The organism is Bacillus sp. FSL K6-3458, from assembly GCF_038005045.1.
GTDB lineage: Bacteria > Bacillota > Bacilli > Bacillales > Bacillaceae > Bacillus > Bacillus altitudinis.
In genome coordinates, this window is sequence record NZ_JBBOSI010000001.1 from 188,146 (window position 1) to 214,398 (window position 26,253).

At 42.4% G+C, this 26,253-nt stretch carries 26 protein-coding genes, 3 tRNA genes, 3 rRNA genes and 1 other RNA gene; 5 read left to right on the forward strand and 28 right to left on the reverse strand.

What is annotated here, in order from left to right:
• Positions 1-16: 16 nt before the first annotated feature.
• A complete protein-coding gene (locus MHH23_RS01105; RefSeq protein ID WP_017359325.1) occupies positions 17-784 on the reverse strand; it encodes a TatD family hydrolase in 768 nt (255 codons plus the stop codon).
• 81 nt (positions 785-865) lie between these two features.
• Positions 866-2,866: a methionine--tRNA ligase gene (metG, locus tag MHH23_RS01110; RefSeq protein ID WP_135009444.1), complete on the reverse strand. Its 2,001-nt coding sequence runs from the start codon at positions 2,864-2,866 to the stop codon at positions 866-868.
• Positions 2,867-3,385: 519 nt separating this feature from the next.
• Here metG and MHH23_RS01115 point away from each other — a divergent pair.
• Positions 3,386-3,676, forward strand: coding sequence for an AbrB/MazE/SpoVT family DNA-binding domain-containing protein (locus MHH23_RS01115; protein ID WP_087975202.1), 291 nt, complete (start codon positions 3,386-3,388; stop codon positions 3,674-3,676).
• A 44-nt stretch (positions 3,677-3,720) separates the two neighbouring features.
• Here the strand turns inward: MHH23_RS01115 and rsmI are convergent, their stop codons facing one another.
• From rsmI to tadA, 25 genes are all read right to left on the reverse strand, one after another.
• Positions 3,721-4,602: a 16S rRNA (cytidine(1402)-2'-O)-methyltransferase gene (gene rsmI / locus MHH23_RS01120; RefSeq protein ID WP_284725962.1), complete on the reverse strand. Its 882-nt coding sequence runs from the start codon at positions 4,600-4,602 to the stop codon at positions 3,721-3,723.
• Positions 4,577-4,876: a GIY-YIG nuclease family protein gene (locus tag MHH23_RS01125; protein ID WP_019744059.1), complete on the reverse strand. Its 300-nt coding sequence runs from the start codon at positions 4,874-4,876 to the stop codon at positions 4,577-4,579. Before MHH23_RS01125 ends, rsmI begins: the two co-directional genes overlap by 26 nt.
• Positions 4,863-5,606 carry a tRNA1(Val) (adenine(37)-N6)-methyltransferase gene (locus MHH23_RS01130; protein ID WP_017359328.1) on the reverse strand — a complete coding sequence of 248 codons (744 nt, stop codon included), beginning with the start codon at positions 5,604-5,606 and terminating at the stop codon, positions 4,863-4,865. The genes MHH23_RS01125 and MHH23_RS01130 overlap by 14 nt, the downstream gene beginning before the upstream one ends.
• A gap of 55 nt (positions 5,607-5,661) precedes the next feature.
• A complete protein-coding gene (gene yabA / locus MHH23_RS01135; protein WP_007496228.1) occupies positions 5,662-6,015 on the reverse strand; it encodes a DNA replication initiation control protein YabA in 354 nt (117 codons plus the stop codon).
• Between the two features lie 14 nt (positions 6,016-6,029).
• Positions 6,030-6,857, reverse strand: coding sequence for a PSP1 domain-containing protein (locus tag MHH23_RS01140; protein WP_024719352.1), 828 nt, complete (start codon positions 6,855-6,857; stop codon positions 6,030-6,032).
• 2 nt (positions 6,858-6,859) lie between these two features.
• Positions 6,860-7,849 carry a DNA polymerase III subunit delta' gene (holB, locus tag MHH23_RS01145; RefSeq protein ID WP_024719351.1) on the reverse strand — a complete coding sequence of 330 codons (990 nt, stop codon included), beginning with the start codon at positions 7,847-7,849 and terminating at the stop codon, positions 6,860-6,862.
• Positions 7,850-7,860: 11 nt separating this feature from the next.
• Complete coding sequence (locus MHH23_RS01150; RefSeq protein ID WP_008341898.1) at positions 7,861-8,301, reverse strand: YaaR family protein; 441 nt, start codon at positions 8,299-8,301, stop codon at positions 7,861-7,863.
• Positions 8,302-8,313: 12 nt separating this feature from the next.
• Positions 8,314-8,643, reverse strand: a complete 330-nt coding sequence (locus MHH23_RS01155) for a cyclic-di-AMP receptor (protein WP_012008640.1) — start codon at positions 8,641-8,643, stop codon at positions 8,314-8,316.
• A gap of 79 nt (positions 8,644-8,722) precedes the next feature.
• Positions 8,723-9,361, reverse strand: a complete 639-nt coding sequence (tmk, locus tag MHH23_RS01160) for a dTMP kinase (protein ID WP_007496237.1) — start codon at positions 9,359-9,361, stop codon at positions 8,723-8,725.
• On the reverse strand, positions 9,358-10,764 hold the full coding sequence (locus MHH23_RS01165; RefSeq protein ID WP_340958729.1) for an aminotransferase class I/II-fold pyridoxal phosphate-dependent enzyme: 1,407 nt from the start codon (positions 10,762-10,764) through the stop codon (positions 9,358-9,360). Before MHH23_RS01165 ends, tmk begins: the two co-directional genes overlap by 4 nt.
• A gap of 77 nt (positions 10,765-10,841) precedes the next feature.
• Positions 10,842-11,903 carry a toxic anion resistance protein gene (locus MHH23_RS01170; protein ID WP_340958730.1) on the reverse strand — a complete coding sequence of 354 codons (1,062 nt, stop codon included), beginning with the start codon at positions 11,901-11,903 and terminating at the stop codon, positions 10,842-10,844.
• A gap of 21 nt (positions 11,904-11,924) precedes the next feature.
• The gene (locus MHH23_RS01175) at positions 11,925-12,539 is read right to left on the reverse strand and encodes a 5-bromo-4-chloroindolyl phosphate hydrolysis family protein (RefSeq protein ID WP_017359333.1); all 615 of its coding nucleotides are present in this window, start codon (positions 12,537-12,539) and stop codon (positions 11,925-11,927) included.
• A gap of 128 nt (positions 12,540-12,667) precedes the next feature.
• A complete protein-coding gene (locus MHH23_RS01180) occupies positions 12,668-12,859 on the reverse strand; it encodes a sigma factor G inhibitor Gin (protein WP_017359334.1) in 192 nt (63 codons plus the stop codon).
• A gap of 170 nt (positions 12,860-13,029) precedes the next feature.
• A 5S ribosomal RNA gene (gene rrf, locus MHH23_RS01185) occupies positions 13,030-13,145 on the reverse strand.
• Between the two features lie 61 nt (positions 13,146-13,206).
• Positions 13,207-16,137 (reverse strand): 23S ribosomal RNA (locus tag MHH23_RS01190).
• A gap of 98 nt (positions 16,138-16,235) precedes the next feature.
• Positions 16,236-16,311 (reverse strand) — tRNA-Ala (locus MHH23_RS01195).
• A gap of 14 nt (positions 16,312-16,325) precedes the next feature.
• A tRNA-Ile gene (locus MHH23_RS01200) sits at positions 16,326-16,402 on the reverse strand.
• 96 nt (positions 16,403-16,498) lie between these two features.
• A 16S ribosomal RNA gene (locus tag MHH23_RS01205) occupies positions 16,499-18,047 on the reverse strand.
• Together the 16S, 23S and 5S rRNA genes with 2 tRNA genes alongside form the textbook arrangement of a ribosomal RNA operon.
• Positions 18,048-18,323: 276 nt before the next feature.
• Positions 18,324-18,587, reverse strand: a complete 264-nt coding sequence (locus MHH23_RS01210) for a pro-sigmaK processing inhibitor BofA family protein (RefSeq protein WP_012009068.1) — start codon at positions 18,585-18,587, stop codon at positions 18,324-18,326.
• A 66-nt stretch (positions 18,588-18,653) separates the two neighbouring features.
• Positions 18,654-18,878 carry a YaaL family protein gene (locus MHH23_RS01215; RefSeq protein ID WP_008342008.1) on the reverse strand — a complete coding sequence of 75 codons (225 nt, stop codon included), beginning with the start codon at positions 18,876-18,878 and terminating at the stop codon, positions 18,654-18,656.
• A gap of 18 nt (positions 18,879-18,896) precedes the next feature.
• A complete protein-coding gene (recR, locus tag MHH23_RS01220) occupies positions 18,897-19,493 on the reverse strand; it encodes a recombination protein RecR (protein ID WP_003218094.1) in 597 nt (198 codons plus the stop codon).
• Between the two features lie 15 nt (positions 19,494-19,508).
• Positions 19,509-19,832: a YbaB/EbfC family nucleoid-associated protein gene (locus MHH23_RS01225; RefSeq protein WP_008342011.1), complete on the reverse strand. Its 324-nt coding sequence runs from the start codon at positions 19,830-19,832 to the stop codon at positions 19,509-19,511.
• A gap of 25 nt (positions 19,833-19,857) precedes the next feature.
• The gene (gene dnaX / locus MHH23_RS01230) at positions 19,858-21,570 is read right to left on the reverse strand and encodes a DNA polymerase III subunit gamma/tau (RefSeq protein WP_340958731.1); all 1,713 of its coding nucleotides are present in this window, start codon (positions 21,568-21,570) and stop codon (positions 19,858-19,860) included.
• A gap of 330 nt (positions 21,571-21,900) precedes the next feature.
• An RNA gene (ffs, locus tag MHH23_RS01235) (signal recognition particle sRNA large type) lies at positions 21,901-22,165 on the reverse strand.
• Between the two features lie 76 nt (positions 22,166-22,241).
• A complete protein-coding gene (gene tadA / locus MHH23_RS01240) occupies positions 22,242-22,718 on the reverse strand; it encodes a tRNA adenosine(34) deaminase TadA (RefSeq protein ID WP_008342015.1) in 477 nt (158 codons plus the stop codon).
• Positions 22,719-22,797: 79 nt separating this feature from the next.
• On the opposite strand from tadA, the gene MHH23_RS01245 reads away from it, so the two are divergent.
• From MHH23_RS01245 to MHH23_RS01260, 4 genes are all read left to right on the forward strand, one after another.
• Positions 22,798-23,352, forward strand: a complete 555-nt coding sequence (locus MHH23_RS01245; RefSeq protein WP_243173227.1) for an isochorismatase family cysteine hydrolase — start codon at positions 22,798-22,800, stop codon at positions 23,350-23,352.
• Positions 23,353-23,451: 99 nt separating this feature from the next.
• Entirely contained in the window at positions 23,452-24,699 is a 1,248-nt protein-coding gene (locus MHH23_RS01250) for a glycoside hydrolase family 18 protein (protein ID WP_151023375.1), read from the forward strand.
• A 79-nt stretch (positions 24,700-24,778) separates the two neighbouring features.
• Entirely contained in the window at positions 24,779-25,402 is a 624-nt protein-coding gene (locus MHH23_RS01255; RefSeq protein ID WP_017366700.1) for a deoxynucleoside kinase, read from the forward strand.
• On the forward strand, positions 25,399-26,058 hold the full coding sequence (locus MHH23_RS01260) for a deoxynucleoside kinase (protein ID WP_024719578.1): 660 nt from the start codon (positions 25,399-25,401) through the stop codon (positions 26,056-26,058). Before MHH23_RS01255 ends, MHH23_RS01260 begins: the two co-directional genes overlap by 4 nt.
• Positions 26,059-26,142: 84 nt before the next feature.
• Here MHH23_RS01260 and MHH23_RS01265 read toward each other — a convergent pair.
• A tRNA-Ser gene (locus MHH23_RS01265) sits at positions 26,143-26,235 on the reverse strand.
• Positions 26,236-26,253 lie beyond the last annotated feature (18 nt).

The following is a 26,253-nucleotide window of genomic DNA, read 5'->3' on the forward strand; positions in this document are numbered from 1 at the left end:
TTGACATCATATACTGTCAGTTTATACGGAAAACTTTTTTCGCATTTTCTGTTGTCAATGCAGCAAGCTCTTCAAAGCTTATTTCTCGCAATTCAGCAATTTGTTCTGCGATATATTTCACATAGCTCGGCTCATTTCGTTTCCCTCTAAATGGCGCTGGAGTTAAATACGGGCAGTCTGTCTCAATCAGAAGACGATCACTTGGAATATCCTTGACAACTTCTTTCGGTTTTTTCGCATTTTTAAATGTCACAGGTCCACCGAATGAGATATAAAAGTTCATTTCCATACACGCTTTTGCAATTTCGAGGCTGCCAGTAAAGCAGTGCATAATTCCTCCGACTTCTGCCGCTCCTTCTTCTTTTAAGATCGTCACTACATCTTCCGTAGCGTCACGGTTATGAATGATAATTGGCAGATTCACTTCTTTTGCAAGAGCAATTTGACGTCTAAAGACTTCTTTTTGCACATCTTTTGGCGACTTGTCCCAATAGTAATCTAGACCCATTTCTCCAATGGCAACAACCTTTTCATGCTGAGATAATTCTTTGATCCAAGCCAAATCTTCATCTGTCATATCAATGGCATCAACAGGATGCCAGCCGATGGCTGCATACATAAAATCATATGCTTCAATTAGCTCCATCGCTCTCGTAATGGTTGGACGATCAAACCCGACCACCACAATCTTCTCTACCTTTTCACTTTTGGCTCTTTCAATCACCTGCTCTAAGTCTTCATTATATTGTTCAGCATTTAAGTGGGCATGTGTGTCAAATAACATGGTTGATTGCTCCTTTCGACAATTCTTCTGAAAAACAAAAGGTGTTCGACGAAATGTTACACGTGGAACACCTTTGTTAAATTATAAAATTTTCGTTCCATTTGCTAAAGATTGATCTACTTCAAGAACCTGCAATTTACCAGTAGTTTCTCCAGTTAAAATCATTCCCTGGGAAATTTCCCCTCTTAGTTTAACTGGTGTGAGATTCGCTACGCACACGAGCTTCTTCCCTACCAATTCTTCTGGTTGATAATGCTTGGCAATCCCTGAGACAATTTGTCTCTTTTCAAATCCAAAATCAAGCTGAAGCTTTAAGAGACGGTCAGCTTTTTTCACTGGTGCTGCTTCCAATACTTGTGCTACACGAAGGTCAACTTTCGAAAAATCATCGAAGGCAATTTCGGCACCCAGTTCAGGTAATTCAGTTTCTTCTATTTCAACTGACTCTTCTTCTACCTTAGGCGCACTTCCTTGCATCTTCTCTTTAATGTATGCCACTTCTTCTTCAACCTCTAAACGAGGGAACAATGGCTCACCTTTTTGTACCGTCGCTTTTTGAATCGCACCGAAAGAAAGAATGCTTTCCCAGCTTTTGAGTTTCTCTTCTTCAATTCCAAGCTGGAAGAAGATTTTCTCAGGTGTTTTTGTTAAGAATGGTGTTAACAATACAGCTGTGATTCGAAGTGATTCTGCTAAATGGTACATCACAGAATGCAGTTCTTTTCGTTTTGTTTCATCCTTCGCTAATACCCAAGGAGCTGTTTGATCAATATATTTATTCGTTCTGCTGATTAATGTCCAAACATTTGAAAGAGCCACCGAGAATTCGAGGTTCTCCATCGCTTCTTCATAAGCTTTCACCGTTTGTTCAGCTACAGCTTTTAGTTCCTCATCAAACTCATTGACTGGTCCCTTATAGCTGCTTAATGTACCGTCGAAGTATTTTTGCACCATCGCCACTGTACGGTTAAGTAAGTTCCCTAAATCATTGGCAAGGTCATAGTTTACACGTTCCACGAACCCTTCTGGTGTAAACACACCGTCTGCACCAAATGGGACTTCGCGTAGCAGGTAATAACGAAGAGCATCAAGACCATAGCGATCAATTAACGTAACAGGATCTACTACGTTCCCTTTTGATTTAGACATTTTGCCATCTTTCATGAGCAGCCAGCCATGTGCAAAAATTTGTTTTGGCAGTGGCAGATCAAGTGCCATCAGCATAATTGGCCAGTAAATTGTATGGAATCGTACAATTTCTTTCCCAACTAGGTGTACGTTGGCAGGCCAATATTTTTTATATTTTTCATCTTGATCGGTTCCGTAGCCAATCGCTGTTAAGTAGTTGAATAACGCATCAATCCATACATAGATGACGTGCTTCGGATTATTAGGTACTTTAATGCCCCAATCAAAGGTTGTTCTTGATACAGCTAAATCCTCTAACCCCGGTTTAATGAAGTTATTAATCATTTCATTCTTTCTTGATTCAGGCTGAATGAACGACGGGTTCTTTTCGTAATAGTCTAGTAAGCGATCTGCATACTTACTCATACGGAAGAAGTATGATTCCTCTTTAATCAATTCAACAGGATGTCCACTGTCTGGGCTTTTCCCTCCAATGACTTCCCCTTTCTCATTTCGCTCAACATCAACAAGCTGTGTTTCCGTATAGAATGTTTCATCAGGAATACTGTACCAGCCCTCATATTGATCTAAATAAATATCTCCTTGATCAAGCAACTTTTGGAAGACTTGCTCAATGATTTTCGTATGTCTTTTTTCCGTTGTACGAATGAAATCATCGTTTGAAATGTCGAGTTTCTTCCATAATGATTTAATGTCAGCAACGACCGGATCTAAATACTCAATCGGTGTAATATTTTGTTCTTCAGCTTTTTGCTGAATTTTTTGTCCGTGCTCATCTGTACCCGTTAAATACATCACATCATAGCCTTGCAGACGTTTATATCGAGCCATGGCATCCCCTGCCACTGTCGTATAAGCATGTCCAATATGTAATTTTCCGCTCGGATAGTAAATTGGTGTAGTCAGATAAAACGTTTTTTTCTTTTCCGGCATGTCGGAACCTCCTGCTTGTGTGTAAATGTCAAAAACTCCCGCCCAATGGACGAGAGCGGTCATCATACTTCATTAAAATGTGTCAGATCATTTCATTATGTTTTGCACTTGTGCTTTCTCTATGATACCATCTTAGCCTTTAAGATCAAGCATATATACATAGAACAGATTGAAATGAACGAAAAAGATGAGTTTTTCGAAAAAAACGACAAACCGCTCGACATTTTGTCGAATATTGTCGTATGAAATCTATTTCCAGATTTACAATTGGCTAAATTAGGGCAAAAGTCTTGTTAATCTGTTATCGTCATTTTTCATATTTTTATAGATAAATTCTGAAAAATCCTTATACACCGGTAGTTTCAAGGTCCTTTGACTTTAAGAGTCATATTTTACAAACAATAGTAAACAAAATGATTGACGATTTATGGAAACCTTGTTATGCTAGGAATGTAAGGAATTTGTCGAATAATGACGAAGATAATATTATATTAAGAATAAGAACTTTTTGGGAGGAGAATGAAGATGAAATCTACAGGTATTGTACGTAAAGTTGACGAATTAGGACGCGTGGTGATTCCAATCGAGCTTCGCCGTACGTTAGGAATCGCAGAAAAAGACGCTTTGGAAATTTATGTTGATGATGAAAAAATTATCCTAAAAAAATATAAACCAAACATGACTTGCCAAGTAACAGGTGAAGTATCAGACGATAACCTTAAACTTGCTAATGGTAAATTAGTTCTTAGCCGTGAAGGTGCAGAGCAAATCATTAACGAAATCCAAAACCAACTTCAATCACAAAAATAAGTTTTATATAAAAAGGTTCTTGCACCGTTTGCAAGAACCTTTCTTTATTGTTCAATATGATACGCATCATAGATCGTTCGCTTTGGCACACCACGTTCGACCGCAGTACGTTTAATAGCCTCTTTTGACGTTAACCCTTCCTCTATGTAATGGATCACGTGCTCTTTTTCAGATAAAGAATTCCACCAAGCTTCTTCATTCAGTTCTTCTTCATCCTGATCATTTCCTTGTACGACGAGACAGAACTCACCACGGATTTGTTGTTCTGTCACCCAAGCCAGCGCGTATTCTAAATCTCCACGAATGAACTCTTCAAATTTCTTTGTCAGTTCTCTCGTAATGGCAATATTCCGGTTCCCCCACACTTCTTTCATCACAGTCAGCGTTTCTTTTAACCGATGGGGCGCTTCATAGAAAACAATTGTTTCTTGGCGTTTCTTCAATGCTTCCAGCTGTTTTTTCTTTTCCTTTTTTTGACGATCAAGAAAACCGTAAAAGAAAAATGGCTGAGGTGCGATTCCTGACGCAATGAGCGCCGTAAGTGCTGCATTTGCACCAGGTAACGGAATGACATAGCCTCCGATGTTCGTAAAGTCGCGAACCACTTCGGCTCCTGGATCAGAGATCGTCGGTAAACCGGCATCGCTCACGAGTGCAATGTTCTTTCCTTCTTTTAACCATTCGATTAACTTGTGACCACTGCTATCTTTGTTATGTTCATGATAACTCGTTAATGGGGTATCAATTTCATAGACATGACAAAGCTTTTTCGTTTGTCTCGTATCTTCTGCGGCAATATAGTCTACATCTTTTAACGTTTGTATCGCTCGAAACGTCATATCTTCTAAGTTTCCAATCGGGGTTGGTACGAGATAAAGAATCCCCATTTCTGATTGACCATCAAAGCTTTTCTGTGTCTTTTTCATGTGCCGCCTCCTTTTTGATTCGCTTTTCTTCTATATACATGTCCTTTTTTCGACGTGTCCACGTTTTGAAACGATATTCCTGTTGCATGGCTTCTCTTTTGGTTAAAAAGCATTCGTGGTAATAGAGTTCCACCGGCCGTCTAGCTCTCGTATACTTTGCACCCTTCCCACTATTATGGGCAGTCAGCCTTTTTTGTAAGTCATTTGTATACCCAGCGTACAAACTGCCATCTGCACATTTCAATACATAGAAATAATGACTATGCTTCTCCATACAGTATCGTCCTGATTTCTTTTGTATACTCTTGGTCTTCTCCATAAACAAAAAGCGGCGGGAGGATTTTCAAATCCGGTTTTCCATCTTTCATCCCTTCCACTAAAATGGTATTCGCTTCTTTTCCCTGTTTCGGATATACAAATTGAATTCGTTTTGGCTCAATTCGATATTTCTTCATCATTTCAACAATCTCAAGCAGCCGTCCAGGGCGGTGAACCATTGCCAGTTTGCCTCCTTGCTTTAACAAAGTGGAAGAAACACGAATGACATCTTCTAATGTACAATGAATCTCATGACGTGCAATCGCCAAATACTCATTTTCATTGATTTCATCCTTAGAAGGAGTCTTAAAATATGGCGGATTACAAGTAATCACGTCTACTTTGTGGTTTCCGTACCGTTTAGGCATATCATTTAAATCACCATGGATCAACTCAATCTGCTGCTCCAGTTGATTATGCGCCACACTTCTCTTTGCCATATCAAACAGGCGTTCTTGAATTTCAACCCCTGTAATAGAGGCTTTAGATCTCGTCGAAAGCAGCAATGGAACAATGCCATTTCCCGTACAAAGATCAATAATCTCCCCTTTTTGAATCGGCACATACGCAAATTTTGCTAATAACACTGCATCCAATGAAAAGGCGAACACCGTTTTACTTTGAATAATTTTCATGTCTTCTGCAAGCAAGTAGTCTAAACGTTCATCTTCTCTTAACGAAACCATGATGTATCCTTTCTTTTCCTGTGAAAAAGGCTCCCGATTCAGCGGAAGCCTTTTCTCATTTTTTATTTAAAAATGACAGACAGAACAAACAGTCTCCCTCTTTCCGAATGCTCCCATAATGTACATTACAAATATGGAAGCCCTCCTGATATAAACGAGCTAGGTTATCATGACCTTCTCCTATATCAGAATGACTTGGCTTCTGGGCAGAATCATGCTCTGCCTCAGACGATTTATCTCGATCGGATTGATCCAGACGTTCACGCAAGTGCTGATTCTCCATCTGCAGCTGATGATTTTCTTCAATCACTTCACCAATATGATTTTTCAAATCACCTAGCTGGCGATAAAGAGAACCGATTTGTTCTTCTAAATTAATCACCGTATCAAATAGTTCCTTTTTATCCAAGGTGGCACACCTCGTTACTCAGTTGTTTGTGCAGATACAACGCCTTCTTGTATTAATTCTTCCCAAGTATATTCTATCACTTTTTCTTGCCCGGTTAATTCAACTTGCAAAATTCGTTCTAAAATATTAAGCCCTACTACCTTTGCAGAGCCATTAGACGTCTGAATCGTTTCACCGATGTCCGGTAATTGTTCTTTTGCTGTTTCGTACTCATCATTCTCATATTTCAAGCAGCACATCAAACGACCGCAAAGCCCTGAAATTTTGGTAGGGTTTAACGAGAGGTTTTGATCTTTTGCCATTTTAATGGACACAGGTTCAAAATCTCCTAAGAAAGTTGAACAGCAAAGCATACGGCCACACGGACCAATGCCGCCTAGCATTTTTGCCTCGTCTCTTACACCGATTTGACGAAGTTCAATTCTCGTCTTAAAAATAGATGCAAGATCCTTGACCAGCTCACGGAAATCTACTCTGCCATCCGCTGTAAAATAGAAGATGACCTTGTTGCGGTCGAATGTAAATTCAACATCGACCAGCTTCATTTCTAGGCCGTGTTCACTTACTTTCTGAAGACATGTGTCAAAGGCTGCCATCGCTGCTTCTTTGTTCTCCTCAACGATGAGCCGGTCTCGTTCGTCTGCGACGCGAATCACCTTGCGCAAAGGGAGAACCACATCGTGTTCATCTACTTTTTTATTAGCGATGACCACTTGCCCGTACTCAACACCTCTGACTGTTTCTACAATGACACAACTATCATTTTCTATATGAAATCCATTAGGATCGAAATAATAGATTTTGCCCGCTTTTTTAAAGCGAACACCAATTACGTTGTACAAGCTTATCCCTCCTGCAACATCAACACCAATTGCTCCATTAGCCCTTGGGCATTCACGTTGGATTGAAGTCTCTTTTTCGCTTCTAATACAGCAAGGATCTGATTCGTCACCATCTGCTGTGTGGAATGCAGCGCGTGCTGCTTCATTGTCTGGAATAAGTCTTGATAAATGACTTTATCTTCATTTCCTATTTGAATCGACAATACATCACGATATATAAATAAAAGCATATCAAGACCAGTTTCTTGAAGGTCTTTCTCTTTGAAAAAAGGCATCCATTGATCTTGTATATAAAAAAATGCATGTTCTTTTCGCTGGTGTAAGACTTCATACAATTTTATCACTTTCGCTCTAGACTCTGCAAACTGATCATTTCGACTTAATTCGAGTGCTTCTGCTAAATTATTGGTTAAATTCGACAAAAGCCTTGCGAGATCCTGAGACACGCCTTCTTGTAAAAGCTGCTGCTCCAAAGATTGCGGCTGCAGCGGCTGAAAGCTAAGCATCTGACATCTTGAAATAATCGTATCCAGCATTTTATGCGATTGTTCAGTGATTAAAACTGCCATCGTTTCCCGGTTGGGCTCCTCTAGGAACTTTAATAAACTGTTCGCAGCATTGACCGTCATTTTGTCCGCATGGAGAATGATATACATTTTCCGATGCGATTCTACGCCTGCTTTTGTAAATTCCTCCTGCAAGGCCTGCACTTGCGCCTTCTTAATTGATTGACCGTCAGGCTGCACTAGATGTAAATCTGGATGGTTGCCAGACTGAATTCTTTTGCAGTTTTGACAGGACTCGCATGGTTTCACTCCTGCTTCCAAACAAAAAAAGCTCTTCGCTAAAAGCATCGCAGCATCTAGCTTTCCTGTCCCTTTTTTTCCTTCAAATAAGTAAGCATGAGCCAGTCGGTCTTTATCAATACTATTAAAAATCAGCCGCATGACGCGCGGCTGTAGATCATTCATGTCATCCCAGCTAATTGCCATGTTATCACTCTCTATGTGTAAAGGTTAATCAATAAACCTTTTATTTCTCCAATACGTTCAAGCAAATCAATCGAGGGTTTCTCTTGATTCATCATATCCTCTGTTAACTCAATCAGCTTTTCATCTAATGCTTTGACTAAAGCGAGTGTTCGTGTGTTGCCATAAATGTCAAAGCTCCTTGATGTCTCTATATTTAATCCATTATCGACTGTTTCTTTTACAAAGCGTTTCACAAGTCCTTTAAACCTAGCCAAATCTTTAAGGTTTCGTGACTTTGTCAGTTTCTTGCCGAAGACTTCGATATCGCTCAGCATGACTGTCAGCTGCTCTAAACGCATTTTTCCACTTTGTGTCTCCATCGATGATTTAAACGATGCTGAAGTTTGGCTTCCTTTCATCGCTTGAAGTTCACGCTTTTCTAAAAGCAGCCGCATATCTTGATTAATTTTCACAGCAACCCATCCTTAAAATTGATGAAATTGTTCAACTGGCAGAATAAAGACGGTAGCTCCACCAACTTCAACCTCAACAGGGTATGGTACATATGAATCTGCATTTCCACCCATTGGTGATACAGGCGCGATCATTTGATCACGTTTACGGCAATTTTCCTTGATTAGCTGTAACGCTTTATCCACTCGGACATCATCGCAACCAATGATAAAAGTCGTATTCCCAGACTTTAGAAATCCACCAGTCGAAGCTAATTTTGTCACGCCGAATTGATGTTCGGTCAATATTTTCAATAACTTGCTGCTATCTTGATCCTGTACAACGGCAACAATTAATTTCATTTGATTGGCCTCCTTCATTTTAGGCACAGGTGACATGCCGATGTCTTCCTCTATATTATAACAACGATTGGGAATGAGGTCATATTTGATTTTTCTTTAATGTGTCCTGAATCAGCTGAAACACTTCATTAAAGACATCCTGAACAGGCTGAGACGCATCTACTACACGGAATCGTTCTGGTGATTGCGCAATCAGCAGCTCATATCCTTCTCTGACCATTTGATGAAAATTCAGTGTTTCCATGTCTAATCGATTTTTTTCTCTTCCTTGATTGGCATCAATTCGCTTTAGACCTTCCTCTGGTGTAATGGAAAAGTAAATGGTCATTTGCGGCATCGTGCCATCAATGGCAAAATCATTAATGGATTTGACTTCTTCAATCCCAAGCCCTCTCGCATAGCCCTGATAAGCAAGGGAGCTGTCGACAAAACGATCACATAAAACAGTTTCCCCCCGCTTCAATGCCGGTTCTACTTTTTCAGCCAAATGCTGCCTTCTAGCTGCTGCATAAAGCAATGCCTCTGTTTTTGCGTCCATTTTTGTATTTTTTTCATTTAAAATGACTTCACGAATTTGTTCTGCAATGTCAATGCCTCCAGGCTCACGTGTCGCCATCACTGCATAGCCTTGACGTTCCATTTCTTCGTACACTTTTCGAATCACTGTCGTTTTTCCAGCACCCTCAGGCCCTTCAAACGTAATAAACATACCGCTCATAGTGTCTCCTCTTCTATATAAACATATAATTTTCTCTGGTGAATCACCTGACTTGCTTGCACATGAACTTGATGCCCAAGCAAACGGCTTAACGTCGCAATTTGATCTGATTCAATCGGTTCTCCTTTAATCATCAAAGGAATGCCAGGCGGATAGGGAATGACCGATTCTGCACTAATCCGGCCAACTGCTTTTTCGAATGGAACAGCTTCTACATCTCGCTTTTGCTGATCGTCCTCTAAGAAGAGCGATCCCGTTTGAGGCTCTTTTTTTACAAGCAATGAATCACTTTGCTGAAGAGCCTGCTCTATAGCTGTAAAAGGAATGTCCTTTGTCTGCCTTAGACCAAAAACGAGTAAGACTTGATGTTCATCCGCAAGTTCTGGGTGAACCTCCACCGACTCAAGCACCTTTTTGAGTTCATAGCCTGTCAACCCTTTTGTTGAACGAATGACACATTTTAATGGATCCATAGGTAAAGAGTCAGACTCAACCACTTCGAGATTGGAGATCATATTGAACTGTGCTTTCAGCTTTGCCAAGTCTCTCATGATTTCGTCCATTAACCCTTTTACCTTCAACTCCTCCACATAAGCTCTCGCCACATCTAACGAAGCCATAATTGGATAGGAAGGTGAACTGCTTTGAAGCATCGTTAATAACGTCTTTATCCGCTTCACATCAATTCGGTCTCCTTGAAGATGGAGATAAGACCCCATCGTCATTGCCGGAAGGGTTTTATGTGCTGATTGTACCACCACGTCTGCTCCATAGGAAAGGGCAGATGGAGGAAAGGCACCGCCTAATACAAAATGAGCACCATGTGCCTCATCAACTAATACAATGATGCCAGCTTCATGACACATTTGAATGAGCCTTGATAAATCAGCTGCATGTCCGTAGTAGTTCGGATATGTCAAAACGATTGCCCGGCAGTTAGGATGTGTCGCCATAGCTTGTTTGACTGTTTCCTCCGTCACATGAGTTGGGACGTGCAAGTGCGGATCACTCTCAGTTTCTAACATAATAGGCGTCGCTCCCGCAAGCTCAATCGCATGGAACACAGACTTATGACAATTTCGCTGAACGAAAATGCCCTCCCCAGCCTGACACGCAGACATCACCATCGCCAAATTGCCAACGGTTGTGCCATTCACAAGGAAAAAACTTTGTTTAGCTCCATATAGCTTTGCCAATAAATCCTCTGCCTCTTGAATCACCCCAGTCGGATGGTGAAGATCATCTAGACCTTCAAGTTCTGTCACATCCAGCTGAAGAATGGATGCATAATAGGACCGTGCCTCATCAAAAAAGACATCTCCATTGTGATGTCCCGGAACGTGAAAAGAATAGGGCTTCTTTTCCGCATGTTGTGATAATGCTGTATATAAAGGTGTTTTCAAACAAATCGACCCTTTTCACTTAAACGATATCTTATATCTATTATAACGTTCAAACAAGTGAACTGAAAGATGGATTCTCATTCCTTTATTGGTTTATGATTCACCAGCTTCTGCTCTGCCTCATACATGCTACTTTTTAATTGAGCTCGTTCTTGGCTCCCATGTTCTTTTACCTGCAACGTTTCCTGCAATGTTTCGGCCAATTGGCTCTGAACCTTTTTCAACGTATCTATAGGCGTTAAGGATGCATCTTCAAGCAACTGTCCTTGCTGCTTCGATACCTGTTCATATGTTTGCTGGATACGCTGCTCAAGCGCTGAATTGGCTCGCTGCTGAATATGATTGAACGCAATCGACATTTGGTTAATCCATAAAGGAATTGATGCGGAAACAGTTGATTGAATATGATTGGCTAATGTATGGTTTGTATGCTGAATCATTCGAATTTGGGCATTACATTGCAGTGCGATTTGACGGCTCAACAGCAAATCATACTTCCGTTCTTTTAATCTCTCCATATATTCTTCTTCATCGACTTCCCGACTCATCAATTGTTCCTCTAATGTCCGATCATGTGACTGTGATTCTGTTAGGGCATGTTGCTCTAACAGCGTCAATTTTACTTCAACTGCTGCAACCTGTAACGTCATCTCTTGAAAGTATGATTGATTTTCTTCAAATAAACGCTCCAATAACTTATGGTCCGAAATTAACACGCCTCTTGCGTAACGCAGCCTTGCTGACAATCTCTCTATCTGTGCTTCTGCTTGTTTAAAACGAGATATGATCTCCTGAGTAGAACGCTTTTCTCGCTGAAATAACCTTAAAAAAAAGCCTCGCTTCTTTGGCAATAAATCCTCTGGCTCCACTAAATGCAGTTGCTGTAAAAAAGCTTCTAGAACGTCTCCGATTTGGTCAATATCTTTTTTCTCCACATATTGCATCATTTGTTTTGATTGTTCTAACAATCGTTCCTGCACACGCGTGCCATAGAAAAGTAGTTTTTGTGGATGGTCAGGGATCTTCTCAGCTCGCTGTAGCACCTCCTGCTTTTCCTCATCAGTTAAGGTATCAAACACCCGAAACGGAAGATCTGTAGTAGATGGGGCTGGTGGTATGACTGGATCTTCTGGTTTCATCGAGTTTGACTCCTTTCATATCTATTTTTTAATCATTTTATCGGCCACTTCAAGTTCAATATGAAGTGCTTCTATATCTCTTCCTAAAACTTGCTGTAAATCATTCGTTAATTGCTTTTGCAGTTCAGTCAGCGTGACTCGAGTTTGGCTTAATGTCATTTCAAGCTCATGGCTACGATTCGGCTGATTATACAGCAGTGCATATTTCTCAGTTAATTCAACAACAGAATCCAAACTCTCAAAATAAAACCGCTGTGCATCATAAAACCGGTTCGGTTCCTTTTTTGTTATCGTATAGATGCGTCTTGCAAGCCGAAGAATTTCATAATTATGCTTGATCGTCTGTACGTTCTTCACAGCAAATAAAGCTTTCTTCAAACGAACCAGCTTTTGCCCAGCTTCTTTTAAGTGCTGTTTAATATATACATAATCACTGCGAGACAGTCCGTGTTTCTTCAAAAACAACTGGAAGGCAGCCCATCGGCTTCCTGCAAACATCACACCCCACCCAATCATCGCATACAGTATCGACAATCCAACATGATGATGGAAAACACCAATACTGACAGTTAAAATCACCAGCGAAAAAAGAGTAGAGAGAACGGCCCATACAAATGTGTAAAAAATTGATTTCATGTTCATCGACTCCTATGAATAATCAGGCTCTCTGTTTATCTTATTATTTATTACGGTTGATGTCCAAACTAAGTTCCAAAAAACAGGCCCAATCCCCGATTGCCCATAAAAAAAGACCATCTAATGGTCTATGAATACAAAGGCGGCGTATGAAGATTTTTAAGCTTTCTTACATAATCAGCATAACTAGGATCCGAGGTTGATGTAGAAATTAACTTCCGTTCACAATCTCGGCATAAAAACTGATGATATAAATAAATTCCCTTTGTTTTTTTCTCTTCACAAATCAAACAAATTGCTTCTCGCTCTTTTTTGCTCATTGTGACACCTCCACTTATAGCTTCAGTATGCCCTAGCGCTTTCAATTGTATACAAAATTAAGAATGTTTTAGATGATAGTTTAGTATATGTATCCATGCCAGATCGAGTGTTTGTTCCTTTTTTAAAATACAAAAAAGACCAGTTCCGACTGGAACTGATCCTTTGACAAGCTTGGCGGCGTCCTACTCTCACAGGGGGAAACCCCCAACTACCATCGGCGCTGAAGAGCTTAACTTCCGTGTTCGGTATGGGAACGGGTGTGACCTCTTCGCTATCGCCACCAAACCTGATGGAGAGAATGTTCTCTCAAAACTAGATAACAATGTTCATTTTTCACATTAGAATATAGGTTAAGTCCTCGATCTATTAGTATCTGTCAGCTCCACGTGTCACCACGCTTCCACCTCAGACCTATCAACCTGATCATCTTTCAGGGATCTTACTTCCTTGCGGAATGGGAAATCTCATCTTGAGGGGGGCTTCATGCTTAGATGCTTTCAGCACTTATCCCGTCCGCACATAGCTACCCAGCGATGCCCTTGGCAGAACAACTGGTACACCAGCGGTGCGTCCATCCCGGTCCTCTCGTACTAAGGACAGCTCCTCTCAAATTTCCTGCGCCCGCGACGGATAGGGACCGAACTGTCTCACGACGTTCTGAACCCAGCTCGCGTACCGCTTTAATGGGCGAACAGCCCAACCCTTGGGACCGACTACAGCCCCAGGATGCGATGAGCCGACATCGAGGTGCCAAACCTCCCCGTCGATGTGGACTCTTGGGGGAGATAAGCCTGTTATCCCCGGGGTAGCTTTTATCCGTTGAGCGATGGCCCTTCCATGCGGAACCACCGGATCACTAAGCCCGACTTTCGTCCCTGCTCGACTTGTAGGTCTCGCAGTCAAGCTCCCTTGTGCCTTTACACTCTGCGAATGATTTCCAACCATTCTGAGGGAACCTTTGGGCGCCTCCGTTACATTTTAGGAGGCGACCGCCCCAGTCAAACTGCCCACCTGACACTGTCTCCCTGCCCGATAAGGGCAGCGGGTTAGAAGGTCAATACAGCCAGGGTAGTATCCCACCGATGCCTCCACCGAAGCTAGCGCTCCGGTTTCCAAGGCTCCTACCTATCCTGTACAAGCTGTACCAACATTCAATATCAGGCTGCAGTAAAGCTCCACGGGGTCTTTCCGTCCTGTCGCGGGTAACCTGCATCTTCACAGGTACTATAATTTCACCGAGTCTCTCGTTGAGACAGTGCCCAGATCGTTGCGCCTTTCGTGCGGGTCGGAACTTACCCGACAAGGAATTTCGCTACCTTAGGACCGTTATAGTTACGGCCGCCGTTTACTGGGGCTTCAATTCGCACCTTCGCTTACGCTAAGCGCTCCTCTTAACCTTCCAGCACCGGGCAGGCGTCAGCCCCTATACTTCGCCTTACGGCTTCGCAGAGACCTGTGTTTTTGCTAAACAGTCGCCTGGGCCTATTCACTGCGGCTTCTCGGGGCTTTAACACCCTAAGAAGCACCCCTTCTCCCGAAGTTACGGGGTCATTTTGCCGAGTTCCTTAACGAGAGTTCTCTCGATCACCTTAGGATTCTCTCCTCGCCTACCTGTGTCGGTTTGCGGTACGGGCACCTCTCACCTCGCTAGAGGCTTTTCTTGGCAGTGTGGAATCAGGAACTTCGCTACTAAATTTCGCTCGCCATCACAGCTCAGCCTTCACGGGAAACGGATTTGCCTATTTCCCAGCCTAACTGCTTGGACGCGGATATCCAATACCGCGCTTACCCTATCCTCCTGCGTCCCCCCATTGCTCAAATGGTGAGGAGGTGGTACAGGAATATCAACCTGTTGTCCATCGCCTACGCCTTTCGGCCTCGGCTTAGGTCCCGACTAACCCTGAGCGGACGAGCCTTCCTCAGGAAACCTTAGGCATTCGGTGGACGGGATTCTCACCCGTCTTTCGCTACTCATACCGGCATTCTCACTTCTAAGCGCTCCACCAGTCCTTCCGGTCTGACTTCACTGCACTTAGAACGCTCTCCTACCACTGTTCGTAAGAACAGTCCGCAGCTTCGGTGATACGTTTAGCCCCGGTACATTTTCGGCGCAGAGTCACTCGACCAGTGAGCTATTACGCACTCTTTAAATGGTGGCTGCTTCTAAGCCAACATCCTGGTTGTCTAAGCAACTCCACATCCTTTTCCACTTAACGTATACTTTGGGACCTTAGCTGGCGGTCTGGGCTGTTTCCCTTTCGACTACGGATCTTATCACTCGCAGTCTGACTCCCAAGGATAAGTCATCGGCATTCGGAGTTTGACTGAATTCGGTAACCCGGTAGGGGCCCCTAGTCCAATCAGTGCTCTACCTCCGAGACTCTTACCTTGAGGCTAGCCCTAAAGCTATTTCGGAGAGAACCAGCTATCTCCAGGTTCGATTGGCATTTCACCCCTACCCACACCTCATCCCCGCACTTTTCAACGTGCGTGGGTTCGGGCCTCCATTCAGTGTTACCTGAACTTCACCCTGGACATGGGTAGATCACCTGGTTTCGGGTCTACGACCACGTACTCATGCGCCCTATTCAGACTCGCTTTCGCTGCGGCTCCGCATCTTCTGCTTAACCTTGCACGGGATCGTAACTCGCCGGTTCATTCTACAAAAGGCACGCCATCACCCGTTAACGGGCTCTGACTACTTGTAGGCACACGGTTTCAGGATCTATTTCACTCCCCTTCCGGGGTGCTTTTCACCTTTCCCTCACGGTACTGGTTCACTATCGGTCACTAGGGAGTATTTAGCCTTGGGAGATGGTCCTCCCGGATTCCGACGGAATTTCACGTGTTCCGCCGTACTCAGGATCCACTCTGGAGAGAACAACATTTCAGTTACAGGGCTGTTACCTTCTTTGGCGGGCCTTTCCAGACCTCTTCGCTTATATCGTTCCTTTGTAACTCCGTATAGAGTGTCCTACAACCCCAAGAGGCAAGCCTCTTGGTTTGGGCTGTTCCCGTTTCGCTCGCCGCTACTCAGGGAATCGCATTTGCTTTCTCTTCCTCCGGGTACTTAGATGTTTCAGTTCCCCGGGTATGCCTTCTCATACTCTATGTATTCAAGTATGGATACTACTCCATTACGAGCAGTGGGTTTCCCCATTCGGAAATCTCCGGATCAAAGCTTGCTTACAGCTCCCCGAAGCATATCGGTGTTCGTCCCGTCCTTCATCGGCTCCTAGTGCCAAGGCATCCACCGTGCGCCCTTTCTAACTTAACCATTTCTTACTTTAGAAAGAATCACTATGTGTGATGAACTTTGCATTGCATTCAATGTGAATGTATTACTTATTGTTATCTAGTTTTCAAAGAACACGTTGGTGGAGCCTAGCGGGATCGAACCGCTGACCTCCTGCGTGCAAGGCAGGCGCTCTCCCAGCTGAGCTAAGGCCCCGATTTAATAGAAGATGGTGGGCCTGAGTGGACTCGAACCACCGACCTCACGCTTATCAGGCGTGCGCTCTAACCAGCTGAGCTACAGGCCCATCTTTCATATCGAAGATATGATGTTGTAGGATCTTTTGCAAGTTCCTTCAAAACTAAACAAGACGAAAAACGCACGCTGCTCCATATATCCTTAGAAAGGAGGTGATCCAGCCGCACCTTCCGATACGGCTACCTTGTTACGACTTCACCCCAATCATCTGCCCCACCTTCGGCGGCTGGCTCCATAAAGGTTACCTCACCGACTTCGGGTGTTGCAAACTCTCGTGGTGTGACGGGCGGTGTGTACAAGGCCCGGGAACGTATTCACCGCGGCATGCTGATCCGCGATTACTAGCGATTCCAGCTTCACGCAGTCGAGTTGCAGACTGCGATCCGAACTGAGAACAGATTTGTGGGATTGGCTAAACCTTGCGGTCTCGCAGCCCTTTGTTCTGTCCATTGTAGCACGTGTGTAGCCCAGGTCATAAGGGGCATGATGATTTGACGTCATCCCCACCTTCCTCCGGTTTGTCACCGGCAGTCACCTTAGAGTGCCCAACTAAATGCTGGCAACTAAGATCAAGGGTTGCGCTCGTTGCGGGACTTAACCCAACATCTCACGACACGAGCTGACGACAACCATGCACCACCTGTCACTCTGTCCCCGAAGGGAAAGCCCTATCTCTAGGGTTGTCAGAGGATGTCAAGACCTGGTAAGGTTCTTCGCGTTGCTTCGAATTAAACCACATGCTCCACCGCTTGTGCGGGCCCCCGTCAATTCCTTTGAGTTTCAGTCTTGCGACCGTACTCCCCAGGCGGAGTGCTTAATGCGTTAGCTGCAGCACTAAGGGGCGGAAACCCCCTAACACTTAGCACTCATCGTTTACGGCGTGGACTACCAGGGTATCTAATCCTGTTCGCTCCCCACGCTTTCGCTCCTCAGCGTCAGTTACAGACCAGAGAGTCGCCTTCGCCACTGGTGTTCCTCCACATCTCTACGCATTTCACCGCTACACGTGGAATTCCACTCTCCTCTTCTGCACTCAAGTTTCCCAGTTTCCAATGACCCTCCCCGGTTGAGCCGGGGGCTTTCACATCAGACTTAAGAAACCGCCTGCGAGCCCTTTACGCCCAATAATTCCGGACAACGCTTGCCACCTACGTATTACCGCGGCTGCTGGCACGTAGTTAGCCGTGGCTTTCTGGTTAGGTACCGTCAAGGTGCAAGCAGTTACTCTTGCACTTGTTCTTCCCTAACAACAGAGCTTTACGATCCGAAAACCTTCATCACTCACGCGGCGTTGCTCCGTCAGACTTTCGTCCATTGCGGAAGATTCCCTACTGCTGCCTCCCGTAGGAGTCTGGGCCGTGTCTCAGTCCCAGTGTGGCCGATCACCCTCTCAGGTCGGCTACGCATCGTCGCCTTGGTGAGCCGTTACCTCACCAACTAGCTAATGCGCCGCGGGTCCATCTGTAAGTGACAGCCGAAACCGTCTTTCATCCTTGAACCATGCGGTTCAAGGAACTATCCGGTATTAGCTCCGGTTTCCCGGAGTTATCCCAGTCTTACAGGCAGGTTACCCACGTGTTACTCACCCGTCCGCCGCTAACATCCGGGAGCAAGCTCCCTTCTGTCCGCTCGACTTGCATGTATTAGGCACGCCGCCAGCGTTCGTCCTGAGCCAGGATCAAACTCTCCGAAAAAGTACAAAACCGAAGTTTTGTTTTTCGTCAGCGTTTGACTGACTACCTATGATGTATCATAGGATTTTTTTATAAAAACTCGAATTAACAGGTACGTTTTGTCTTGTTTAGTTTTCAAAGAACTTGTTTACCGCTTCAGAAGCGACTAGAACATCTTATCACATCCAAGTTGTTAGTGTCAACAACTTTTTTGTTATTATGTTTTTTCGTTTCTTCGTCATCAGCGACGTATATTAATTTACCACCATATATAATCAAAGTCAATAATATTTTGCATTAAATAATAAACTTTTCAATTACGACTAAAGCTGCTACACCTGGAATGCCCAACAAACCACTAATTCCGCTCGTTACAGGGTTAATGGAAACATGAAGCCCTAAACTCTCGCCGAATAAATTGAGGCAAAATAAAAAAAGAGCGCCTGCGACAAATTTTATTCCGATAAGCCCCAACCATTTGAATGGATTCGCTTGAACACCCGACATAAACAACAATAAAACAGCTAACAAAATTGAACCAATCACAATAACAGGTTCCATAATCCTCTCATCTCCTCTTCATATGAATAGTACAAGCATATGAGAGGATTATGGAAAATAGACCTGCTATCTCCAGTTGTTTAAACGTAAATTTCTCTTTTTCGCTTCTCTCAGATAGAAAAAGTACTTCGCTTGAGCAAGCTTTAATTCGAATAGAATGTCCGGTGAAGGCTCAACGCTATTTGCGACAAGCTTTTTTTGTCTGTTCCATTCTTCCTTTTGCTTAAAAAGCTGTTGAATTAATATCTCATCGAATTCTTTTCGAATTGATTTTCTGCGAAGAAAACCCATGTACCGTACTTCTCCTTCCTACATCTCACGTCTGCCTTCTAGAGCCTTAGAAAGTGTGACTTCATCCGCATACTCTAAATCTCCACCTACTGGGAGTCCGTGAGCAATGCGAGAGAGTTTAATTCCTGATGGTTTCAACAATCTAGAGATATACATGGCTGTCGCTTCTCCCTCAATGTTTGGATTGGTTGCAAGAATGACCTCTGTGACTTGATCGTCTTGCAATCTTTTTAATAGGTCAGGAATTTTAATATCCTCTGGTCCAATTCCGTCCATTGGTGAAATAGCACCATGAAGCACATGATATAAGCCGTTGTATTCTTTCATTTTTTCCATTGCGATCACATCTTTTGGATCCTGCACGACACAGATCACAGATTGATCTCTTCTTGTATCTTCACAAATATAGCAAGGATCCTGGTCGGTGATATGTCCGCAAACAGAACAATAAGTTAAATTACGCTTTGCATTAACAAGTGCCTTCGCAAAATCCAGCACGACATCTTCTTGCATACTAAGAACAAAAAAAGCCAGACGGACCGCAGTTTTAGGTCCGATTCCTGGCAATTTCATAAAGCTATCAATCAGCTTTGATATTGGTTCAGGATATTGCATCTTCAGTTATTCCTCCTAGAATAAACCTGGCATGTTCATTCCTTTTGTGAATTGACCCATTGTTTCATTTGTTAGTTCATCAACTTTTTTCAATGCATCATTTGTTGCTGCAAGTACAAGATCTTGAAGCATATCGATGTCTTCAGGATCAACAACTTCTTCATTAATCGCCACATCAACGACTTCTTTTTGTCCATTTACTTTTACAGTGACCATGCCGCCACCTGCCGTACCTTCAAGGACTTTTTCTGCAAGCTCTTCTTGAGCCTTAGCCATATCCTTCTGCATTTTTTGCATTTGTTTCATCATTTTTTGCATATTTCCCATTCCACCGCGCATATGAACACCACTCTCTTTCAAATTGTTAATCTTTAATTTCAATTAAATCGGTTCCTACTAACTTCTTTGCTTCTGCAATTAATGGATCTTCTTCAGCAGAAGCTGCCTGACCATCTGCTTGTTCTTCAGGCTGATGATCTCTTAAAAATTCTTCTCTTATTTTACCCCATTGAGCGTCAGGAACGCCAACTAATTCCACTCTTTTTCCTAGCATAGATTCTAGCAGTTGCTCAAGATTGGTTCGAACACCACTTTTATCTTCGGCCACCATCTTACAATGTATTTCAAATTTGAATTTTAAAACAAAGGCATGAGTTGCCGCCGCAACTGGTTCACTATCTGTTAATAGCGCAGCGTGAGATACCTTATTTTGCTGTTTTAATTGGGCAAGAAGCTCTCCCCATTTGCCTTTTATTTTTTCTAGCTCCGGCCGCTTCGCTTCTTTTAAAATCTCATGAATTCGACCGACAGGTGCACGATAACCATTTTTATTACTCGTTTGAGGTCGAGGTGCTTCCGTTTTTGCTTGAGGACTCTGAGACTGAGTCATTGGAACACCCTCAGCTTTTAGCCTAGATAGCTCCTGTTCCAGCCTGTCTATTTTATTCGTTAACGCTGTTAGGTCGGAATCAGCCGGAGATGATACAGCACCAACCGTTGACTGACAGAGCTTAACCACAGCTACTTCAAAGAAAATTCTAGGATGGTTTGTCCATTTCATTTCCTGATGGCTTTTATTCAGCACTTCAATCGTTTCATAAAGAAACTGAGGTGCCACACGTTCAGAAAGAGCCACAAACTTATCGTCGACTTTGACTTTTTCAAGGACACCTTCAAGATCCGGTGCTGTTTTGTAAAGAAGCATATCTCTAAAGTAGAAGATCATATCCTCTATTAATTTCGCGGCATCTTTCCCCTGTTGAAGCAATTCATTTAACGTATCCAGCGCTATCGCAATATTTTGCTCAAAAATGGCTTCAGCAAGCTGACTAATAAAATGCTGAGATACAGCACCTGTAATGAGCAGTGCATCATCAATTGTGAGCTGTTCACCACTAAATGAGATCGCTTGGTCAAGGAGACTGAGTGCGTCACGCATGCCTCCATCTGCCGCACTAGCAATAATCTCGAGTGAACCCTCTTGTATATTTAGGCTTTCTGCATCTACAATTTTCTTCATTCGTCCAACAATATCTTTTGTCGTGATCCGTTTAAAATCAAATCTCTGACATCTTGATATGATGGTAAGAGGAATCTTATGAGGCTCTGTGGTAGCCAAAATAAAGATACAATGAGCAGGTGGTTCCTCTAGCGTTTTAAGAAGTGCATTAAATGCCCCGATAGAGAGCATATGTACCTCATCTATAATATAAACCTTATATGTAACCGCTGAAGGAGCAAATTTCACTTTATCACGTATATCCCGAATTTCATCTACCCCGTTATTTGAGGCAGCATCTATTTCAATCACGTCTGAAATCGAACCGGTCGTAATCCCTCTACAGGCATCACACTCATTACACGGCTCACTAACAGGTGACTTTTCACAGTTCACTGCTTTCGCAAAAATCTTGGCAGCACTTGTTTTACCTGTTCCTCTAGGACCTGAAAATAAGTAAGCATGAGAAAACTTTTTCTGCAAAAGGGCATTTTGCAACGTTTTTGTGATGTGTTCTTGTCCAACAACATCCTCAAAAACTTGAGGTCTGAACACTCGGTATAAAGCTTGATAACTCACAAATACGCCCTCCTCCATTTATCATCATGTTCATTATACATGATGCAACGATCAATTCAAAAGTACACCTTTATTTTCTAATAAACGAAAAAGAGCATTTCCTTTAAAGACTTATTACTTTTCTTGATTAAAAAACGTGTTTTCCTACTCTCTGAAAATGTCTGTCAAATCAACAAGAACATTCGTTCCTCTATGAATTGCTTCAAAAAAACCTCACCCTAAAAATGGCTTTTTTGCTATTTGTATAAACAAAACAACTGATATATTCTTTCAATAGCAACAAAAAACTCACCTAGATAAACTAGATGAGTTACATTTAATATTGATTTACCGTGCACCTTCTGTCGATTCGCTACCCCAAGCGTTACTTAAACAGTTAGCTCGGCCCAGGCAACCCTGCGGCACATGAGAGGTTTCACTTAATGCTGCTTCCTTCCGGACCTGACATGGTTCATGAATTCCCATTGCGCAGGACCCAGACGTCAACACCACTTATTTAAGGCAGACCTTGAAGTAAACGAACCTTGAGAAGGGATTCGGCCTCGCTAGAGCGGATTGCGAGTACAGGGCACCGCTACCTCCCCGCTTAGCACGGCAAAATGAATATTAAATTGTTGGTGACGCAGACATAAGTATACCTTCTAAGTGATAAAATTGCAAACGACATCCATTCATTTACTTTTCGCTTGCTTCTTCCGCTGACGGAGGTCTCGAAAGAACTGACTTAACAGCTCACCACACTCATTTTCAAGCACACCGCCAATGACTTCAGACTGATGATTGAACCGCTCATCGTCCAATAAATTCATTAAAGTACCAGCACATCCACCTTTAGGATCATAGGCACCAAAAACGACCTTTTTCACTCTTGAAAGTACAATAGCGCCTGCACACATTGGGCACGGTTCGAGTGTAACATAAAGTACAGCATCTTCTAAACGCCAGCTACCAGTCATTTTACACGCTTCATCAATAGCAAGTAATTCCGCATGAGCAATTGATCGCTGTTCACTTTCCCTTAAATTGTGAGCACGGCTTACAATTTGATCATCAACAACGATGACGGCACCGATTGGAACTTCTCCTATTTGTTTTGCTTTCAAAGCTTCAGAAATAGCTTCTTGCATAAACTGTTCATCTTTCGTCATAGCACGGCTCTCTTTTCATGTTTTTTTAAAGGATATTGAGGTTAACATATTATCACAATCTTTTAAAGGGGGTCTTGATTTGCCAAAACAACCAAAGGCACTGCTTATTATTGACATGATCAATAATTTTGATTTCGAAATGGGACATGTGCTGGCTGAAAAAACAGAGCAAATGACCAATAAAATTTTAGCCCTTAAACAACACGCTTTCAAGAAAAATTGGCCAATTATCTATATCAACGACCACTATGGACTCTGGAAGGCTGATATCAAAGCTGTTATGGAAACATGTAAAAACGAAAGAAGTGCCCCTATTTTAGAGCAAATGGCACCATCTAAAGATGATTACTTCTTAATTAAACCTAAGCACTCTGCTTTTTACGGAACAGCACTAGAGACACTCCTAAATGAATTAGGTGTGCAAGAACTTATTTTAACTGGAATTGCCGGAAACATCTGTGTCCTGTTCACTGCAAATGACGCTTACATGCGAGAGTACAACCTCACTGTACCTAAAGATTGTATTGCTTCAAATGATGATAGGGACAACGAGTACGCTTTAACGATGATGGAGAACGTTCTTCTCGCCAAAATCACAACCACTAAAGAGATCACGGATGAAAATCAAACATGATTTATCCATCACCCTCATAAATTGTTAGCAATAACAAAGGGGGCGTTGACCATTCAAATTTATGTTGTCAAAAGAGGAGATACGTTAAATGAGATTGCCATGCGTTTTAAAACAACGGTAAATGAAATCATTCGGACCAACGACATCGAAACACCAAATCAACTAGTCGTTGGACAAACAATTGTCATCCCTATTAGAGGTCAATTTTATGAGGTCAAACAAAATGATACACTTTATCAAATTGGAAGAAGATTTCAAATTTCGGTAGAAGAATTGGCACGTGTGAATCGGATTCGACCTGAAGCTATATTGCCTATTCGCTTCTTGCTTTATATTCCACAAAGACCGAAAAGAAATATTAATTCTAATGCTTATATAGAACCACGCGGAAACCAAGTCAGCGAAAATTTAAAGCAAGCGGCCAGAGAGGCATCTCCATACTTAACACATCTCGGCGCTTTTAGTTTTCAAGCGCAAAGAGACGGAACACTTCGCGAGCCACCATTAGATCAATTGCCTCAGATTGCCGCTCAAAGCAGAACGGTTTTATCCATGGTAGTCACAAATCTAGAAAATGATAAATTTAGTGATGAACTCGGGCGAATCCTTTTAACAAATCAATCTGTCAAAACGACATTATTAAATGAAATCGTCCGCGTTGCTCAAAAGTATCAATTAAAAGAAATCCATTTTGACTTTGAATATTTACGCCCAGTTGATAAAGAAGCCTACCTTCAATTTTTAAGAGAAGCAACAACTCGTTTTCATCAACAGGGTTGGACTATTTCTGTGGCACTCGCTCCTAAAACAAGCAGTGAACAGAAAGGAAAATGGTATGAGGCACATGACTATGAAGCAATTGGAAAGATTGTTGATCATGTTGTGCTAATGACTTATGAATGGGGCTACAGCGGCGGGCCTGCACAAGCCGTCTCTCCGATCGGCCCTGTCCGCCAAGTCATTGAATATGCACTGACTGTCATACCTGCCAATAAAATTGTGATGGGGCAGAATTTATATGGTTATGATTGGACGCTTCCTTATGTTCAAGGAGGCCCTATCGCCAAAGCCGTCAGCCCTCAACAAGCGATCGCCATTGCTAGAGAGAATAATGTATCCATTTTATATGACGAAACAGCACAAGCACCTTATTTCCGTTATACAGATGCTAACAACAAAGAACACGAGGTTTGGTTTGAAGATGCAAGATCCATTCAAGCCAAATTTAATCTCATTAAAGAGTTAAACCTAAATGGAATTGCTTACTGGAAATTAGGTCTATCCTTCCCACAAAACTGGTTGTTGTTATCAGATCAATTTAATATTGAAAAAAGAACGACATCGTAATTCATACGCTCTATCTCTCAGAAGGGGTATGGTACAATATACATTGGTTTGACAACTTTATAGATAGAGGAGAACGCCTATGTATCCTGCCCCTTTTATTGCAGTGGAAGGCCCAATTGGAGCCGGAAAAACAACCTTGGCTACAATGCTTTCAAAGGAATTTCAATTTCCTTTAGTAAAAGAAATTGTAGAAGAAAATCCATTCTTAGATAAATTTTATGAAGATATGGAACAATGGAGCTTTCAGCTTGAGATGTTCTTTCTATGCAATCGGTTTAAACAGTTAGAATCTATTGAAGAGAACTATGTCAAAAAACAGCAGCCGATTGTCACTGATTATCATGTCTATAAAAATATGATCTTTGCAGAAAGAACCTTATCTAAAAAGCACATGGATAAATACAGAAAGATCTATCACTTGCTGACAGATGATCTTCCTAAACCAAATGCCATGATCTATATAAAAGCCAGCCTTCCCACCTTACTTGATAGAATAAAGATGAGAGGCCGATCTTTTGAAGAAGACATTGATCCAGCTTATTTAAAAACCCTGATTGAAGATTATGAGTTAGCCATCGAGCATTTAAAACAAACTGACCCAGGTCTTCCTATCATTACAATTGAAGGCGATCATACAGACTTCGTTTCCTCACAGCAAGATTACCAGCAAATTGTACAGAACATAAAGGAGCAAGTACTATGAAAAATATTGAAATACCAAAGGATGCTGTCATTACAATTGCAGGGACAGTTGGTGTCGGAAAATCGACCATGACGAAAACAATAGCGGACAAGCTAGGATTTCAAACTTCTCTCGAAAAAGTAGATGATAATCCATACTTAGAGCCTTTTTATTCAGATTTCCAAAGATGGAGCTTTCATTTACAGGTCTATTTCCTAGCTGAACGTTTTAAGGAGCAGAAACGAATCTTCGAGTCTGGTGGAGGTTATGTACAAGATCGGTCCATTTATGAGGACACTGGTATTTTCGCTAAAATGCACGCAGACAAAGGTACCATGTCAGAGGTAGACTATGAAACGTATACGAGTCTATTTGAGGCGATGGTGATGACACCTTACTTCCCTCACCCAGATGTCCTCATTTACTTACATGGGGATTTAGATCATATATTACATCGTATTGAAGAGCGCGGGAGAGAGATGGAAACTCAAACCGATCGAGCATATTGGGAAGAAATGTACACTCGATATACAGAATGGATTGAACAATTTGATCTGTGCCCTGTGATTAAAATTAATATTGAAGATTATGACTTACTTCATGATGAAAGCTCACTTGATCCAATTCTTCATGAAATTGCTTCTGTTATTCAAAAAAATCGCTCTAACACAAAATAAAAAAAACCGCTGCATTTCTCGAATGCAGCGGTTTGACAATTTCCAATTTTTATGCGTTTCAATTCAACTAAGGTAAAATCAATATGGCGGAGGAAGAGGGATTCGAACCCCCGCGGGCTTTGACACCCCTGTCGGTTTTCAAGACCGATCCCTTCAGCCGGACTTGGGTATTCCTCCGTATCGACAAGAATTAAT

Excerpts from the sequence above, each read along its gene's own strand:
- tmk (WP_007496237.1), bottom strand. The coding sequence starts at position 9,361 with ATGAGCGGTATGTTTATTACGTTTGAAGGGCCTGAGGGTGCTGGAAAA.
- MHH23_RS01155 (WP_012008640.1), bottom strand. The coding sequence starts at position 8,643 with ATGAAATTAATTGTTGCCGTTGTACAGGATCAAGATAGCAGCAAGTTA.
- tadA (WP_008342015.1), bottom strand. The coding sequence starts at position 22,718 with ATGACGAAAGATGAACAGTTTATGCAAGAAGCTATTTCTGAAGCTTTG.
- MHH23_RS01170 (WP_340958730.1), bottom strand. The coding sequence starts at position 11,903 with ATGAAACCAGAAGATCCAGTCATACCACCAGCCCCATCTACTACAGAT.
- MHH23_RS01125 (WP_019744059.1), bottom strand. The coding sequence starts at position 4,876 with ATGGAGAAGCATAGTCATTATTTCTATGTATTGAAATGTGCAGATGGC.
- MHH23_RS01225 (WP_008342011.1), bottom strand. The coding sequence starts at position 19,832 with ATGCGCGGTGGAATGGGAAATATGCAAAAAATGATGAAACAAATGCAA.
- recR (WP_003218094.1), bottom strand. The coding sequence starts at position 19,493 with ATGCAATATCCTGAACCAATATCAAAGCTGATTGATAGCTTTATGAAA.
- MHH23_RS01210 (WP_012009068.1), bottom strand. The coding sequence starts at position 18,587 with ATGGAACCTGTTATTGTGATTGGTTCAATTTTGTTAGCTGTTTTATTG.
- MHH23_RS01115 (WP_087975202.1), top strand. The coding sequence starts at position 3,386 with ATGAAGATGAAATCTACAGGTATTGTACGTAAAGTTGACGAATTAGGA.
- MHH23_RS01175 (WP_017359333.1), bottom strand. The coding sequence starts at position 12,539 with ATGAAATCAATTTTTTACACATTTGTATGGGCCGTTCTCTCTACTCTT.
- MHH23_RS01250 (WP_151023375.1), top strand. The coding sequence starts at position 23,452 with ATGCGTTTTAAAACAACGGTAAATGAAATCATTCGGACCAACGACATC.
- MHH23_RS01130 (WP_017359328.1), bottom strand. The coding sequence starts at position 5,606 with ATGGTTTCGTTAAGAGAAGATGAACGTTTAGACTACTTGCTTGCAGAA.
- rsmI (WP_284725962.1), bottom strand. The coding sequence starts at position 4,602 with ATGAAAAAGACACAGAAAAGCTTTGATGGTCAATCAGAAATGGGGATT.
- MHH23_RS01255 (WP_017366700.1), top strand. The coding sequence starts at position 24,779 with ATGTATCCTGCCCCTTTTATTGCAGTGGAAGGCCCAATTGGAGCCGGA.
- MHH23_RS01180 (WP_017359334.1), bottom strand. The coding sequence starts at position 12,859 with ATGAGCAAAAAAGAGCGAGAAGCAATTTGTTTGATTTGTGAAGAGAAA.
- MHH23_RS01260 (WP_024719578.1), top strand. The coding sequence starts at position 25,399 with ATGAAAAATATTGAAATACCAAAGGATGCTGTCATTACAATTGCAGGG.
- MHH23_RS01215 (WP_008342008.1), bottom strand. The coding sequence starts at position 18,878 with ATGGGTTTTCTTCGCAGAAAATCAATTCGAAAAGAATTCGATGAGATA.
- holB (WP_024719351.1), bottom strand. The coding sequence starts at position 7,849 with ATGGCAATTAGCTGGGATGACATGAATGATCTACAGCCGCGCGTCATG.
- metG (WP_135009444.1), bottom strand. The coding sequence starts at position 2,866 with ATGCCGGAAAAGAAAAAAACGTTTTATCTGACTACACCAATTTACTAT.
- MHH23_RS01105 (WP_017359325.1), bottom strand. The coding sequence starts at position 784 with ATGTTATTTGACACACATGCCCACTTAAATGCTGAACAATATAATGAA.